General features: G+C 66.0%; 10 protein-coding genes. 3 read left to right on the top strand and 7 right to left on the bottom strand.

The window, feature by feature from the left end; all coding sequences use genetic code 11:
* Positions 1–214 precede the first annotated feature (214 nt).
* Entirely contained in the window at positions 215–2,704 is a 2,490-nt protein-coding gene (locus ACGVWT_RS03865; protein ID WP_315461611.1) for a sulfite reductase flavoprotein subunit alpha, read from the bottom strand.
* A gap of 100 nt (positions 2,705–2,804) precedes the next feature.
* Here ACGVWT_RS03865 and ACGVWT_RS03860 point away from each other — a divergent pair, with 100 nt between their 5' ends.
* Positions 2,805–5,009, top strand: coding sequence for a TonB-dependent receptor (locus ACGVWT_RS03860; protein ID WP_315461612.1), 2,205 nt, complete (start codon positions 2,805–2,807; stop codon positions 5,007–5,009).
* Between the two features lie 10 nt (positions 5,010–5,019).
* Here the strand turns inward: ACGVWT_RS03860 and ACGVWT_RS03855 are convergent, their stop codons facing one another.
* Together ACGVWT_RS03855 and ACGVWT_RS03850 are read right to left on the bottom strand one after the other, a co-directional pair.
* A complete protein-coding gene (locus tag ACGVWT_RS03855) occupies positions 5,020–5,274 on the bottom strand; it encodes a hypothetical protein (protein WP_315461613.1) in 255 nt (84 codons plus the stop codon).
* A gap of 10 nt (positions 5,275–5,284) precedes the next feature.
* Positions 5,285–7,834 carry an ATP-binding protein gene (locus tag ACGVWT_RS03850; protein WP_315461614.1) on the bottom strand — a complete coding sequence of 850 codons (2,550 nt, stop codon included), beginning with the start codon at positions 7,832–7,834 and terminating at the stop codon, positions 5,285–5,287.
* A 213-nt stretch (positions 7,835–8,047) separates the two neighbouring features.
* Between ACGVWT_RS03850 and ACGVWT_RS03845 the strand changes: the two genes are divergently transcribed.
* Complete coding sequence (locus ACGVWT_RS03845; RefSeq protein ID WP_116461593.1) at positions 8,048–8,458, top strand: hypothetical protein; 411 nt, start codon at positions 8,048–8,050, stop codon at positions 8,456–8,458.
* 34 nt (positions 8,459–8,492) lie between these two features.
* Positions 8,493–8,774, top strand: a complete 282-nt coding sequence (locus ACGVWT_RS03840) for a hypothetical protein (RefSeq protein ID WP_315461615.1) — start codon at positions 8,493–8,495, stop codon at positions 8,772–8,774.
* Here ACGVWT_RS03840 and ACGVWT_RS03835 read toward each other — a convergent pair.
* From ACGVWT_RS03835 to ACGVWT_RS03820, 4 genes are all read right to left on the bottom strand, one after another.
* Positions 8,752–10,542, bottom strand: a complete 1,791-nt coding sequence (locus tag ACGVWT_RS03835; RefSeq protein WP_315461616.1) for a family 43 glycosylhydrolase — start codon at positions 10,540–10,542, stop codon at positions 8,752–8,754. The two genes, ACGVWT_RS03840 and ACGVWT_RS03835, sit on opposite strands and share 23 nt — an antisense overlap.
* The gene (locus ACGVWT_RS03830; protein ID WP_315461617.1) at positions 10,539–11,219 is read right to left on the bottom strand and encodes a DUF6445 family protein; all 681 of its coding nucleotides are present in this window, start codon (positions 11,217–11,219) and stop codon (positions 10,539–10,541) included. The genes ACGVWT_RS03835 and ACGVWT_RS03830 overlap by 4 nt, the downstream gene beginning before the upstream one ends.
* Positions 11,220–11,279: 60 nt before the next feature.
* The gene (locus ACGVWT_RS03825; RefSeq protein WP_315461618.1) at positions 11,280–14,324 is read right to left on the bottom strand and encodes a TonB-dependent receptor domain-containing protein; all 3,045 of its coding nucleotides are present in this window, start codon (positions 14,322–14,324) and stop codon (positions 11,280–11,282) included.
* A 212-nt stretch (positions 14,325–14,536) separates the two neighbouring features.
* On the bottom strand, positions 14,537–16,066 hold the full coding sequence (locus ACGVWT_RS03820) for a tryptophan halogenase family protein (RefSeq protein ID WP_315461619.1): 1,530 nt from the start codon (positions 16,064–16,066) through the stop codon (positions 14,537–14,539).
* Between the last annotated feature and the right edge of the window lie 111 nt (positions 16,067–16,177).

Below are 16,177 nucleotides of genomic sequence, written 5' to 3'. Positions count from 1 at the left end.
CCAATTAGGACTTAACGGTTAATGTCCATTTAAGACTGAGTGGGCGGTGGCGGTTCGGCGAAGTAAAAAATTCGCCGCGCAAAGGCTTTTCTACTCAAAATGGCGATTTAAGGTAATGCTCGCTGTCGCACCCCAATAATGCGGGTGCCACATGAGGTATTCAAGCCGCAGAACACGCTGGATTTATTTGGTCAGCAGCACGGCCTGATACGGATCAATAAATATCCCGCCGGTATCGCCCCGTTTCCAGCATCATCTCCAGCGACGTTTCACCGAGTATTGACGCCAAAGCGCTGTGGACGTCGCCCGCCATACCCTGCAGGCTGCCACAGACGTAGATCGCCGCACCGTCCGAAACCGCCTGGACGATAACCCCGGCCTGCGCCGTCAGCGCATCCTGGACGTAGCGGGGGCCGCTCCCCAGGCGGGACCATGCGACATGCTCCGCCGTCAGCGTATTGGTGTCACGCAACGCGGCACGCTCCGCGGCATGATAATCGTCCTGCGCGGGGTGGCGTTCGCCCCAGAATAGCCACACCGGGCCGCCCCCGGTGGCATGCCGGTGGCGTGCGTGCGCGAGCAATCCGGCAAGGCCCGTGCCGTTCCCGATCAGGATCAGCGGCGTCGCGTCCGCCTCCGGCGCGTGAAACGCCGGGTTGCTGCGGACGCGCGCGCACACGATGCCCCCGATCGGCGCGCCCTGCGTCAGCCAGCCCGATCCCAGCCCCGGCAGGCCGTCCGCGGCAAGACAGTGGCGTACGATCAGCTCGACGCGGCCCGACGGCGCGATCGAGGCGATCGAATAGTCGCGATGCGCCAGCGGCGGGAGTGATTCGGGATCGATGACGCCTGCATCGGTATCCGGCAGGATCCGGGTCGCGAGCCATGCGCGCAGGTCGGGCGTATCGTTCCAGCCCATGCGGTGCAGGACGGTTTCGACACGCCGCGGATCATGCTGCGGCAGGATTTCCACGATATCGCCCGCCGCCCAGTCGGCCGGCGCGTCCACCGGTTCGAGGGCGACATGCCAGGTTGCGCCGCCGCTGCTGCCCGGATTGAGCAGGCGCCGCTCGATCAGCCGCCAGTCGCCCATCGGCGCGGGTGCCCAGTCGGGCTGATCGGTTCGCGCGCCGAGGGCGGCAAGCTGCTGCTGCCACTGACGTTGCGCATCGACCGCGTCACCGTCCATCTCGATACAATCAAACAGCCGCATCGCACCGCCCGCGTGCAGCCAGCGATCGATCCGATGACCGAAGGCGCAGAAATCGGGATATTCGCGATCGCCGAGCGCCAGCACCGCATAATGGAGGTGCGACAGGTCGCCGGATGGCTGCGTGAGGCGGCGCGCAAAGGCGCGCGCCGTGTCGGGGGGGTCACCCTCGCCATAAGTGCTGGCGACTACGAAGAGGCGCGAAGCACGCGCCAGCACCGTCTCGTCCAGCGCCGACAGCGGCAAGGCGACCGCGTCGGGCAATGCCTGCGCAGTCAAGCGCGCGATCCGTTCGGCCGTGCCGGTCTGCGACGCATACGCGACCAACGTCCGGGCATCGGCTGGCACGATGGCGGGCGAATCGTCCGCCATCACCTCGTCGAGCGCGGCTTTGCGACGGCGCCGCGCCAGATAGAGCAGGAAGCCGGTGATCGTGAACAGCGGCATCGTCAGGCTGGCGAGCGTCATCGCCAGCCGGCCGACCAGACCGAAATAGGCACCGCGGTGGATTTCGTAGATGCCGAAGACGATGTCCTGCCCCCAGCTGCGCTGCGCATATGGGGTATAGGTGGTCACTGTGTTCGTGCGCGCGTCGATCGTCACCTCATCCGACACGCGATCGTGCCGCGCATCGGGCAGCTTCGCGCGGAATTCGATTTTGCCCTCGCGCGCGGTCGCCGTCACCGCCGCATAGGATCGGCCCGCGGTGGCGCGGTCGAACGCCGTCCAGGCGGCACGCCAGTCGACGGGCGCATCGGCCTTGCCCTTACCCTTGCCCTCGGTAGCCGCACCCGTTTTGCCCTTGGGCTGTTCGGCGACGAGCAGATGCCGCACGCCGGTGCGATACCAGTCGTACGACCACCACAAGCCCGTGGTGGCGCTGATCAGGTAGAACAGCACCACCCATCCCCCGACCACGGCATGCAGCGCGCGGTACAGGTTGCGCCCGGTGCGCCGCAGGTCGAGCACGAACCAGTTGCGCCAGTCGAGCGGACGGCGCGGCCAGCGCAGATACAGGCCGGACAGCGCGAAGAAGATCAGCGCCAGCGCCGAAAAGCCCGTGATCTGCCGCCCGATCCCTTTACCGCCGCCGGGCAGTGCGAGCCAGCGGTGCAGATTCTCCACCGTATCCAGGACCGCTTCGCCACGCGGCGTGCCCAGCACCCGACCCGTCACGGGATCGAGATAGGTGACGTGACGCGTCTTCGACTGTCCCGTCGTGTAGCTTGCCATCGCCGCGCGGCTAAGATCGCGCTCGACCACCAGCCGGCCGATGCGGGCATCGGGCCGTTGCGTCTGGAACCGGGCAACGAGGTCGGGCGCGGACAGACGCGGTCCGGGCTGCGGTGTGACCGTGACGATACCGGGATTGATCGCCGCGATGATCTCCGGCGAGAAGCTGATCATTGCGCCGGTCACGCCCATGACCGCCAGCACCAGGCCCGCAGTGATCCCCAGGAACCAATGGATCTGAAACAGGACCCTGCGCGTCATCCGGCTCTTTCGTTCCGCTGTTGTTATTGCGATTTAGTTGCGTTAGCGGGCGCATCCTCAAGGGTCAATGACGACGGGGATCGAGATGCGGGGAGCGTCCATGATGCGCGCGACGATACTGGCGGGAACGGCATGGCTGGCGCTTCCGCTGGCCGCGCAGGCGCAAAGCACGGCGCCAGCGACGGCAGACGCGTCGGTCGATCCGGACGATGCAAAGGCTGACGATATCGTCGTCACGGCCGCGCGCACGCTGTTGCCGCCCAACGCCTTGCCGCTGACGATCGACGTCATCGACAAGCGCGCGCTCGACCAGCAGATCGCGATCTCGGGCAGCGTTACCGATGCGGTGGCCGTCCTCACCCCCAGTTTCTCGCCGACCCGCGGCAAATTGTCGGGTGCGGGCGAGACCTTGCGCGGCCGCTCACCGCTGTATGCGATCAACGGTATCCCGCAGACGACGCCGCTGCGCGACGGCAGCCGCGATGGCTTCACGATCGACGGCTTCTTCATCGACCGTGTGGAGCTGATCTACGGCTCCAACGCCTTACAAGGCGTCGGCGGCACGGGCGGCATCGTCAATCAGGTCACCGTCGGCCCGCCCGCCCGCGACGGCCTGTCAGGCCGTACGCTGGTGCAGGGCACGACGGCGGACGGCTTCCAGGGCAACGGCTTCGGCGGCAAGATCGCCGGGCTGGTGCAGTATCGCACGGGCATCTTCGACGCGACCATCGGTGCATCCTACGAACGGCGCGGTGTCTTTTACGACGCACACGACCGCCGCGTGGGCATCAATCTGACGCAGGGCGAAACGCAGCAGTCCGATGCCACCGATGTCTTTGCCCGGTTCGGCGTGCAGGTGCGCGATACGGGGCGGCTCGACCTGATCGCCAATCGCTTTACGCTGGACGGCGACGGCGCGTCGATCGCCCTCGCCGGCAATCGTGCCACCGGCGTCCCGACCAGCGCCATCCCCGGCACCGCCCCCGGAAAGCCCGCCGCCAATCGCGCCGAAGCGCTGTCGCTCTCCTACACCGATAGCGACGTTGCGGGCGGCAACCTGACCGCGCAGCTGTTCGTCAACCGCACCTATGACACGTTCGGTGGCGAGATCGCGCCGATTGCGACGTTTCAGGACCCTAAGCTCGCACCGGTCGGCACCCTGTTCGACCAGTCCGAGAATCGATCTCGCAAGCTGGGCGCGCGCGCCAGTTACGAACGCGCCGTGCCCGGTCTCGACGCACTGACCGCGACGCTCGGCATCGACACGTTGTGGGATAAGACCGAGCAACGCCTGATCGCCACGAACCGCATCTGGGTGCCGCCGGCGGACTTCCGCAGCATCGCTCCTTTCGCGCAGGCGAACCTGAAGCTGTGGAACGGGCTGATCCGCCTCGCCGGGGGTGCGCGCTGGGAAAACGTATCGGTGCGGATCGCCGATTACCGCACGCTCGCTTCGACCACCTATGACGGTCGCAATCCGGCGACCTATGGCGGCGTCTCGGTCAAGGGCGGGCGACCTGGGTTCAGTCAGGTGCTGATGAACTACGGCGCGATCCTGGAACCCGCCGCCGGCATTCGTGCCTATGCCAGCTATGCCGAGGGCTTCACCATGGCCGATATCGGCCGCATCACGCGCGCGGTCGATACGCCCGCCACCGATCTGTCCCGCTTCCGCGCTATCGACCCCGTCATCTCGAACAATCGCGAACTCGGCGTCGAGGTAAAGCGAGGCCCGCTGGACGCCAGCGCGACCTATTTCTGGTCGTCGAGCGACAAGGGCCAGCTGTTGATCGCTCAAGGCAACGGCATCTTCGACGTGCAGCGCCAGCGCGTCGAGATCCAGGGTCTGGAGATCAATATCGCCGCGCGTATGCCGATCGACGGGCTGCGGCTGTCGACGGGCTATGCCCATATCGTCGGCCGTTACGACAGCGATCGCACCAACCCCGACGGGATCGTCGACACCGATCTCGACGGCACGAACATCTCGCCCGACCGGATGAACGTCGCCGCGGATTACGCACGCGGGCCGCTCAGCGCACGCGTGCAGACGCAGATGTATTTCGCGCGCACCTTTCACGGCAAGGCGAACCCGGACCCGCGCAACAACTTCGCAGGCTATACGGTCGCCGACGCCTATGTCCGCTACCAGACCGCGATCGGCGGCGTCACGCTGAGCGCGCAGAACATCTTCGACCGCTTCTACATCGACTATAACAGCGACACGCGACTACCGACGGACAATCTGGCTTACTTCGCCGGGCGCGGGCGGACGGTCACGCTGGGCTGGGACATGCGGTTCTGATCCGCCACCATCAGCTTTCGGCGAGTTCGACGACCTCGAAATCGTAGCGGCTCCAGCCGCGCTGCCGGGCGGCGTCGGCCGTAGCGGCGCGCTTGCCGTTCGCCTCGCGCAGCGAGTTGCTATGGCCCCAGAACACCTCGGTGCCGCCGGCCTGGGTTACCGCGACGATCCGCCAATAATGGGTGAAGGGCGCGGCGGTCGGCCCGATCGTCTTCACATAGCCATCGGACAGAGTGGCGGTCAGCAGCCGCTTGCGCTTCGCCATGGCGGGCAGCTCAGGCGGCGGTGGCAGGCAATACGACGGACGCCGGCGCTGATGCCAGGCTGGCGGCAAGCTCGGCATTGCGGAACGGCTTGGTCAGACGCGGGATGTCCGGGTCGATCCCCTCTTCCTCTGCATAGCCCGACACGATGAGCACGGGCAGGCCGGGCCGCAAGCAGCGGATTTCGCGCGCCAGCTGGGCGCCGCTCATCCCGGGCATCAAATGGTCCGACACCAGCACCGCCGGCTCCAGCCCGTTATGGATCAGCCGCAGGCCCTCTTCCGCCGATGCCGCCTCGACCACGTCATAGCCGAGATCCGCGAGCATATCGGCCGTGCTCATCCGCACCAAATCCTCGTCGTCGATCAGCAGCGCAATGCCGAGGCGCTTGACGGCCTGCACCACCTCGATCGGCGGCTCGTCGTCGAGCGCCGCGGTCGCACTGATCGGCAGCCACAGGCTGATCGTCGTGCCCATGCCCGGCGCACTTTCGATCGTCAGGCCGCCGCCGAGCTGCGCGGCCAGGCCATGCACCATGGACAATCCCAGCCCCGTGCCCTTGCCGACGCCCTTGGTCGAGAAGAACGGCTCGATCGCGCGGCGCAGCGTGTCGGCATCCATACCGACGCCGGTATCACTGACGCTCAGCCGCACGTAATGACCACGCGGCAGGGCACGATCGTCGAGCGCCGCCACGCTTTCGCGCCGTGCGCTGATCCTGAGTTCGCCGCCGTCTGGCATGGCGTCGCGCGCGTTGACCGCGAGATTGAGCAGCGCCATTTCCAGCTGATTGAGATCGGCGCGAGCGGGCGGCAGATCGGACAGATCGACCCGCACATCGATCATCGGGCCCAGCGTCGCCGCCACCAGGCCCGCCATATTCTCGACCACGCGCTCGACGTCGACGGCGGTCACCTGCAACGGCTGGCGCCGCGCGAAGGCGAGCAGGCGCTGCACGAGCGTCTTCGCGCGCTCGGCCGATTGCAGCGCGCCCTCGATCAGCCGTTGTTCGCGCGCGGTGCCGACGCCCTTGCGCACCAACAGGTCCAGCGAACCGATGATCGGGGTCAGCAGATTGTTGAAATCGTGCGCGACGCCGCCGGTCAGGCTGCCCATCGCCTCCATCTTCTGGCTTTGGCGCAATGCATCGCGCGCGGTTTCCAGATCCGCCTCGCGCGCCTTGGCATCGCTGAGGTCGCGGCCGATCGCGACGAAATTGACCCCGTCCGCTTCCGGCGAAACGGTCCACTCGATATGCTTCCAACCGCCGTCGCGCGTCGCGATCCGGTTCTCGAACCGCGTCGGCCGACGCGTTTTGGCCATGTCCGTGATCGCCGCCGTCGTGTGCGCCACATCATCGGGGTTCATGATGCTGGTATAGCTGTGGCTGAGCAGCTCCGTTTCGCTCCACCCCAGCACCTGCGTCCACGCCGGGCTGACCGCCGACATCATCCCCGTATAGTCGGCGCGGGCGAGCATATCCTGCGACAATGTCCACAATTGATCGCGCTCCGCGACCCGCGCGGCGACCTGTTCCTCCAGCGTCTCGTTGAGCTGTCGCAGCCCCTCTTCGGCGCGGGCACGCTCGATCGCGGTCTTGACGCGCTCGGCGACGTCCTGGACCAGCGCGACCTCCGCCGCAGTCCAGACCCGCGGCGTCGCGGACTGCGCGGCGAGCACACCGACATATTCGGTTTCGTCGAAGACCACGACGTCGATGAAGGCGGCGACCCGCCGCTCCGCCAGTCCGGCTCGCGCATCGACGCTCAGCCGCTCGTCACCGGGGATATCGCAGGCAACGATCGGCTGGCCCGAGCGATAGGCCTTGAGCAAATCCGGTCCGAAGGACTCGAGCGAATGCAGACCCGCGATCGAGGGCACGCCCCGGCAATGATCGCAGGGGACCGTCATCCAGCCGCTGTCGGTGATTTCGGCGTAGAAGGTGCGGTCGGCATCCAGCCAGTCGGCCAGCCGTTCGGACGCGAGCGTGTTGATCGCCTCCCGTGTGTTCAGCCCGCGCAGTGCATCGGCCAGCGACAACAGAAACGCGGTACGCCGCTGCGCCGCGACGCGTTCGGTCGTTTCCGCCAGCACGCAGATGACGCCGCCAGGCATGCCGGTTTCGTCGAGCACCGGCGAATAATCGAGGTCCATCCACACGCGTTCGGGCAGACCGTGACGAAAAAGCGTCAGCTCCTGATCGTGATAATGCAGCGTGCCTCCAGACAGGCCGACGCGCATTACATTGTCGTTGAAGTCGGCGACCTCCGGCCAGCCCTCGCGCACCTTCGATCCCAGCAGCTGCGGATGCCGGCCGCCGGCAAAAACCGAATAGGCGTCGTTATACAGCATGACGCCGTCGTCGCCCCACAGCATTACCATCGGCACTGGCGAGCGAAGCAGCAGTGCCGTCGTCGTGCGCAGACTTTGCGGCCAATCACGAATCGGCCCCAGCGGCGTTGCCGACCAGTCACGCTCCCCAATCAGCGCGCCGCACGCGCCCCCGCCGGTCAGGAAATCCTGTCCGGTCGCACGGTTTGGGGCCTGATCGACGTCCGCCATCGGGTGGTAGCTCATTCTACATGGGGTAACGCACCGCCCCGAATTTAGGGTCATTACGTTGCCACCATCTTTTTTATCCTAGACCAATATCGACCCACTGGAAAGCGGGCGCCCTGTGTGCGTCAATCGACGCTGGGGCGCCCACCGACCGCTCGCTTCACGGCTCGTCGCCGGTCAGGCTCGGTTCAGCCTGTTGGTGATAGGGTTCGGACCATGAAAAAGCCCCTGCTCCTCGTCGGCGTTGCCCTTGCGCTGACCACCGCCGCGGCCTCCGCCGCCAAGCCGAACCCCACGCCGGATCAGCAATTGCAGACCGCGCTTGCCGGGCGCGTCGCCGGCAAGCCGACGAATTGCATTAACCTCGCCAGCGTCACCTCGACCCGCATCATCGACGGCAAGGCGATCCTGTATCGCGTCGGCGGTCGCCTCTATCTCAACGAACCGCGATCGGGTGCGCCTTCGCTACGCGACGACGACATTCTAGTCACCAACACCATCGGATCGCAGCTGTGCAGCATCGACGTGGTCCGTCTGGTCGATCGTGCCTCGCAATTCCCGCGCGGCTTCGTCTCGCTGGGCGATTTCGTCCCCTATACGATGCCCGCCAAGGACAATCTGCGCTGATGGCATCGGGGGTCGTCCCGCGTTAGGGGGCGGGATGGACCTCGATGACCAAATGCGCCGCTATTTCGGCACCGCCGACCTCGATGCGGTGCCGCCTGCGGCCTATGACGCCGGGATCGAGCGGATGCAGGTCGATCTCGGCCTCGAAACCGATCGCGCACGGCGGTTCGCCCTGTGGACGTTGCTGCACATGCTGGGCGCGGCACCGGCCCTCGACATCGTCTTTCCCGACGCCGCCGATCGCGATGCCGCGCGCAACTGGATGGAATTGACCGAGCGACTGGCAGACGCGGCTACATCGCCACCACGCGGCTGAGCCGCGACACGCCGCGCTCGTCGAACGCCTCCACCGCGACATAATAACGCTGGCCGACGGTCAGCGCGCGGAGCGGCAGCGTCGCCGCGTCGCCGCGCGAGACCCGGTCGGCGAACACCTGATAGGTCAGCGCCAGACGATCGGGTCGAATGCCCCAACGCACGTTATAGCCGACGGCGCCCGGCACCCGGCGCCAGCGGATCGTCGCGTCCCGCGTGTCCGCTGCCCGCGTCGCCGCCAGCAGGTCCGGCGCGCCCGGCAACGGTCCGTCGGCCATGCCGAACACACGCAGGTCGCTGATCGCGAGGTGCGCCCCCCCGATGTGACCGTGGACGTAGCGAACGTAGCGGGCGCGCGCCGGCTGTGGCAGCTCGAGATAGGCGTTGGGCCGATCGCGACGCGGCCCTTCCGTCGCGGCGAGTGGCCGCCACGTCCGGCCGTCGAGCGACTGTTCAAGCCGAAACTCGGTATAGATATCCGGCGCATCGCCGAAGCGGCCCGCTTTGTAATCGGCAAAGTTGACCTGCACCGCGCGCACCGTCGTCGGCGCGCCCAGATCGACGGTCAGCGTCGCGCCCGGCGCCTTGCCGGGCGATAGCCAGAAGGTGCGTGGATTCTCGTCGGTCGCCTGATCCGGTGCAAAGCCTGCCACGCTGGCGCTTGCCGTCGCGGGCTTGCGGTAGGACAGCAGCATCCAGCCGGTGAACAGCGAATCCGGATCGGTGAACCGACTCGTCGGCATGCGCTGCGGAAAGTCGCCGAAGCGCGTCGACACGCGCATCTGGCCATCCGCGTCGAACACCGTCGGCCACATCCCGATCCGTCGCTCGAACGTCCAATTATAGCCGATCCACGGCGTGCCTGTATTCCACCAATTGCCGTTCAGGTCCTGGAACGTATTGCCGTGCCCTGCCCCCTGCACGAACCCGCCGGGCTTGTAGCCGACCGGGTTGTAGGCGGCGTAGGTGAACGGCCCCATCGGCGACGTGCCGACATAGGTGCCCGTGGCATAGGCATTATATTCGGTGCCGGGCGCGCCATATTGCAGATAGTAGCGCCCCCCGACCTTCGTCATCCAAGCCCCCTCCATGAAGGGCTTGATCGGCGTGCCGTTCGGCAACGTGCCGCTGTGGTCCTGGCCGAACCGTTCCCAGCCATGATGATCGGGATCGAGCAGGATGAACGATGTGCGGGGCTTGCCATAGGTCATCTTGCCATCGGCGAAGCTGACCGGCGCGCCGTAGATCGGAAAGACGTTCGACGAGTTCCAATAGAGATACCAGCGCTTGTCATCGTCCTGGAACAAGTCCGGATCCCACGGGCCCGGCGGCACCTGCCCCGGCTTGATCGTATCTTCCAACCCCGATTTCACCGCGTCGGGCAGGGGCGGCATGCGGCGGACGAAATAATCGATCTTGCCGCTCGCCGGGTCTTCCGTGCTGTAGATCGTGCCCTGCATCGTCATCGACGGCATGATGAGCAGGCGCTTGCCGTCCGACGTGACGGCGGGCGCGACGATTCCCTCGGACGGCCAGCGGCTGGGCGTGATGAAGCGCCACGTGACGAGGTCGGTCGATCGCCAATATCCGTCGGCCAGCGTCAGGAACAGATAATAGGCGCCTTTGAACGGCACGATGACGGGATCGGCACCGGTGCGGTACGAGACGCCCTCGTTCACCTGTTCGAAATTGTAGCGATAGTCGATGTCGACCGGATTGGCGTAGGTCTGCGGCGTCGCCGCCGCCATGATCGAGAGCAGCAGGGTCATCGGTGCGCCTGTACGAAGAGGTTGGTGGTCAGCCGACCGACGCGCGGGTCGGCGGACAGCGGCATGTCGGCGGGGATGATGCCCGAATGGAGCAGGCAACCCTGATAGAGAACGACGCGGTCCCGCTTCGCCGCAACCGCGCCGATCTGGTCGAACGCGGCGTTGCTAGCATTAGTATAGCCCGACAGCAGAGCGCTATCGCGCCGGGCGGCCGCGATGAAGGCATCGCGATTGCCGGCATCGACCCGCTCGATCCCGGTGCTGCGCTGTCGATAGAAGGCCGTGCCGCTGCCCGGCGTATCGGACAGATAGTGGAGCACGGCCAGATAGCCCGGATCGACCGCATCGAAGTGCGGCGCGCGCTGCGCCGGTGACAGCGTCGCGGGCGGCGCCGTGACCATCGAGAAGCTGCCCTCGATCCAGTCGAAGCCCTCGACGTCGAACGCCCCGCCGATGAAGGGCGCCAGCGTCTGGAGCAGTGCGGTCGCATAATCATGCGCCGCGCCGTCCGCCGGCGTCAGCACACGCCGCACGCCGGGGTAATAGCTTCCCGCCACCGTCGGAAACGGCGCCAGGGCCGCGGCCAGATCGACAATCCTGCCGACATCGCCGACGACATCGTCGACGACGACGACAGGACTGTCGCCAGCCCCGACCCGGATCAGCCGCGGCGTCATGCGAACGCCGCGGCCACGCGGGCAGGCGCGGGGATCGTCACGACCCCCGCCCCCACCAGATCAGAAGCTGAACTTCGCACCGACCTGGAACGACCGCGGAACGCCCGTGGTGCCGTCGCCGTCATTCTTCTTGATCGGGTTGGTGCCCGATCCGGCGCCCCATGCCGAATAGTTGCGGTTGATGGAGTCGAACAGGTTGAACGCAGCGAAGCTGACCTCCAGCCCGCGGCCCCAGGGCAGGTTGAACGTCTTCGAGATGCGCGCATCGACACTGCCGTAGCCGACGACTTCACCCGGCCAGAACACGCCACCGAAATTGCCGTAGCAGCAGGCGTTTTCGGGCGGGTTCGAGCGGAAGATGACGTTGCCGAACGACGGGCCCGAGCTGAACGTGCCGGTCAGCGAGACCTTCGTATCCCATGGACCGCGTGCGATGCCGGTGCCGACGAAGCGCCACTTTTCGACGCCCGCGACATAGTTCATGCCATAGGCACCGAAGCGCGGTGCGTTGTACATCTCGTCACCCTGCAGTTCCTGCGGCACGTTCGAACGTGCGCGCTGCAGCGTCAGCGTCGAGGTAAAGCCCCAGTTCGACCCGGTCACGAACGGCTTTTCCGCAGTGAAGTAGATTGCGGTGTAATAGGCCTTGCCGTCGTTCGAGCCGATGTTCAGCTTGCCCGAATAGCCGGGCAGCTGGCCCGACTGCGGGAAGTTGTCCTCGATCCACTGGTCGCCCTGCGTCGTGTACAGGCCGTTGGGCAGGCGGTTGCCGCGCACGAACTTGAAGATGTTGTGGCTGCGGACGTGGCTGAAGGTCACCGCCGTCTGGATCTGGCCGAACCGCTTGCGCACGCCGAAGTTGAACTGATCCGAATAGGGCAGCTTGGTGTCGTTGTTGAGCAGCCAGACGTCACCGCCCAGACCCGATGCCGTCACCGCCGACCGTAGGCCATCGACCGTCTTCAGCGACGCATTGTACGCGAGATAGTTGTTCGGCAGCACACCACCGTTCGACGCACGTGCCTGCGCACAGGTCGGCTGGCCCGCACCGTCGCAGAAATAGACCGTCGGTGCCGACTGGTAGATCGCCTTGACCGTTTCGATGCCCGCCGTGATGAACAGCGGACGGTCGTAATAGCGGCCGGCACCAGCGAACAGGATCGTGTCGCGATCACCGTACACGTCGTACGACACGCCGAGGCGCGGCTGGAATGCCTTCCAATAGGGCTTACGGTTGTTGCCGGTAGAGATATAGTCTTCCGGGTTGATCCCGGCGGCCTTCCAACCCTGGTAGTTCCGCAGCGCAGTCGCGATACGCGCGGGGGTCACGAAATCCTCGTTCTTGGCGTTGCTTTCATAGTCCCAGCGGATGCCGGCATTGATCGTCCAATGCTCGTCAGGTGACCAGTCGTCCTGCAGGAACACGCCGACCTGCGTGTTGTTCGCAGTCGCGGGACGCACCGGCACCGTCGTTACCGAGCCTGCGATCGGGGTCGATGCATCGAAAGTGGTGTAGGACGGCGCAGCGAAGAAGAAAGTGCCGTTGCTGCGGAAGTCTTCCGAGCGGCCGTACTTGTTGAACGACAGGCGCACGCCTGCCTTCACGATGTGCTTCTCACCGAAGAAGGTGACGTTGTCCTTGATCGTCCAGCTCTTCTGATCGTCGAACTGTTGGAACGAGGCGGCGCCCAGTTCCGCCTGCGTATCGAGCGACGCACCGACGCCGACCGGACCGGATGCCGGTCCCTGCGACAGAATGATCTCAGGCCCGTTACTGACTCGCGGGGTGCCGTTGAACACCTTCTGGTACGCGCCGGTGAACTCGTTGAGGAAGCCCTCGCTGCGGTGGGTCCATTCCAGCTGGTACGTGTCGTTGTTGCTGGTCAGGAACCGGCCATGCGACGGGACCGACGTTCCCTGGAAGTCAGCCAGATTGCTCTCGCGGCGCAGGAACGCGCTGGCGTTGATCGTGTCCTTGTCGCCCGCGAACAGCGTCAGCTTGCCGAAATACAGGCGCTGCTTGAAGCTCTGCGGATAACTGCCGTTGAACTGGCTGGCGATCGCCTGCGGCACGTTCGGCACCGCGACGCCGTCGACGTTGCGGGTCGTCAGCAGGTTGATTGCATTCGACGGCAGCTTCTGATCGGTCGCCTCAAACGCGCCGTAGAAGTGCAGCACGTCCTTGATGATCGGACCGCCAAGATCGCCGCCATACTGCTTGCGATCGTAATCCGCCTTAGGGCGACCCTCGCGGTTGTTGGTCTTGCCGGGTCGGTCGAAATACGGAATGCCGATGAACGCCTTGGGCTGCCATTCGCCGAAGATGTCGCCGTGGAAGCTGGTGCCGCCGGTCTTCGTCACCGCGCTGATGATCGCGGAGCCGGCCTGTTCGTATTCCGCCTTGAAGTTCTGCGTATCGACGCGGAATTCCTGCACGGCCAGCTGCGGAAAGGGATTGCCGCGGCTGAAGTTCTGGCCGGCGACGCCGCCGTGGTTCACGGCGTTCTTCTGGCTGAGGCCGTCGATGAAGACGTTGATGTTGTCGGCGCTGACCGCACCGGCCTGCACCTGGCGGCTACCCGGCGAGGTCGAGATCGCGACGCCCGGCGCGAGCGCCGCGAAATTCAGGAAGTTGCGGTCGTTCTGCGGCAGGCTGTCGATCTGCTGCGTCGACACGTTGGTCGAAACGATCGCCGAGCGGACTTCCTGCCCGCGGCGGCCGGTGACGACGATGTCGGTGCCCGTGCCAGCATCGGCGCCGGCGGTGTCGGCGGCAGGCGCTGCCTCGCCGATGTCGAGCGTCACGACCTGACCGACCGGGATCGACAGCTGCTGCGCCGGCAGACCGGTCGCCTCGATGCGATACGTACCCGGACGCAGGCCCGCGATCGTGTAGCTGCCGTCGGCATTGACGCGGCCGCTGATGCGCTGGCCGGTGTTAAGATCGGTCGCGGTGACGGTCGCGCCTGCCTGGGCGCCGGTCACCCGGCCGCGCAGCGTCGAGTTGATCTGCGCCATGGCCGGCGCGCTGATGACCAGCGTTGCAGCAAGGGCCGCTGCCGAAATGCCGCGCCCGAAGCGCGCACGATGAATCCTGGATGCCATTTCAAACCCCTCCACGTCGGTCCCATCGCCCCGTTTTTGCTCCCGTGGAGACCGCCGACGCGCGACGGCTCCGCGGATCGCGGAGGGCGTATGGAACCGGTTACTCGCCCGCGTAACCGGTTACAACCGTCTGCCTGACGCTCCGGTCAGGATCGGTTCATTATCCGCCGGATTGTTGCTTGCGTGTCACACTCTATGTTGGGCGCGCACGTTCAGCTCAGTTTCGGCGCCTGACAATGGCGCGTGATAAACGCCTCGTGCGTCGGCAGGCCAGCGGCGACATCGGCGACCACCTCTTCGACGTCCTTCAGGAAAGCGGTGGTTTGTTCGGCGGGAATCATGTCGACCATCGGATCGTGATGCGCCTGCAACCCCTGCCCCAGCAGCACTTGCACCCAGCTTTCCTCGCGGAACAGCTCGGCCTTGGCATGCATGAAGAACCGGCCCGAGGAGCGGAACAGCTCCAATCGTTCGGTCAGGCTGTCGGGAACGGCCATGTGCTTCAGATAGCGCCAGAACTCCGTGTCCTCGCGCGCCGTCACCTTGTAATGCGCGATGATGAAGTCGCGCACGTCGCGATATTCGAAATCGGTCTGGCGATTGTATTCCTCGGTGTCGGCAGCGTTGAAGCCACGCCCCGGGAACAGCGCGATCAGCCGCAGGATGCCGGTCTGGATCAAATGGATGCTGGTCGATTCGAGCGGCTCGAGAAAGCCGCCGGCCAAGCCCAGCGCGACGACGTTCTTTTCCCACGCGCGGTGGCGCTTGCCGGGGCGGAAGCGGACGGGGCGCGGATCACCAAGCGCCGGCGTGTCGAGGTGCTCGAGCAGCGTCGCCGCGGCTGCCTCGTCCGACACGAAGCGGCTGGCATAGACGTGGCCGTTGCCGGTGCGATGCTGCAACGGGATGCGCCATTGCCAGCCCGCCCCGTGCGCGGTTGCGCGTGTGTACGGCGTCAGCGGCCCCGCCCCGCGCGCGCTCGGCACCGCGAGGGCACGGTCGCACAGCAGCCACTCGCTCCAGTCCTCATAGCCCACGCCCATCGCGTCGCCGATCAGCAGGCCGCGCATGCCCGAGCAATCGATGAACAGGTCGCCATCCACCGTACGGCCATCGGCGAGCACGACATGGTCGAGGAAGCCGTCACTACCCCGGCGGTTGGCCGCGACGATCCGTCCTTCGATCCGCTCGACGCCCGCGCCCTCCGCGCGGGTACGCAGGAAGCGTGCGAACAGCGAGGCATCGAAATGATAGGCGTAATCGATATCGGCAATCGGCGACTGCGGATTGCTGGGGTCGGGCATCGCAAAGCGGTTCATCCGCGCCGCCAGCGTGTTGAGCGCATAATGGTCGAGGTGCTTCGCCCGTCCGCCAGCACGCTCCTTCAGCCAGAATTGGTGGCAGTGCAGCCAGTACAGGTCCTGCCCGATCTTGCCGAAGCCGTGGATATAGCTGTCGCCCGGCGCACCCCAGTTGCGGAATTCGATGCCGAGCTTGAACGTCGCCTGCGTCGCGCGGACCATCTCGAATTCGTCGATGCCGGCTAGGCCGTTGAAGGTGCGGATCGCCGGGATCGTCGCTTCGCCGACGCCGATCGTGCCGATCTCTTCCGATTCGATCAGACGGATCGTGTAGGCGCCGAGCAGCAGGCGCGACAGCAACGCTGCGGTCATCCAGCCGGCGGTGCCGCCGCCGACGATCGTGATCGTCTTGAGCGGGGGATTGGGATGGGCGTCGGTCATGGCGTTGCGTCCTGATGCTTATCCGTCGCCCCAGCGCAGGCCGGGGCCTTTCTCCAAAGGGGTGGCCGGTCAGCCGCGGGAGACCCCAGCCTTCGCTGGGATGACGGCCTC

The organism is Sphingomonas sp. S6, assembly GCF_043498045.1.
Taxonomy (GTDB): Bacteria; Pseudomonadota; Alphaproteobacteria; order Sphingomonadales; family Sphingomonadaceae; genus Sphingomonas.
Note: the sequence above shows the minus strand (reverse complement) of the source record. Positions and strands in the feature narration are given on the sequence as shown.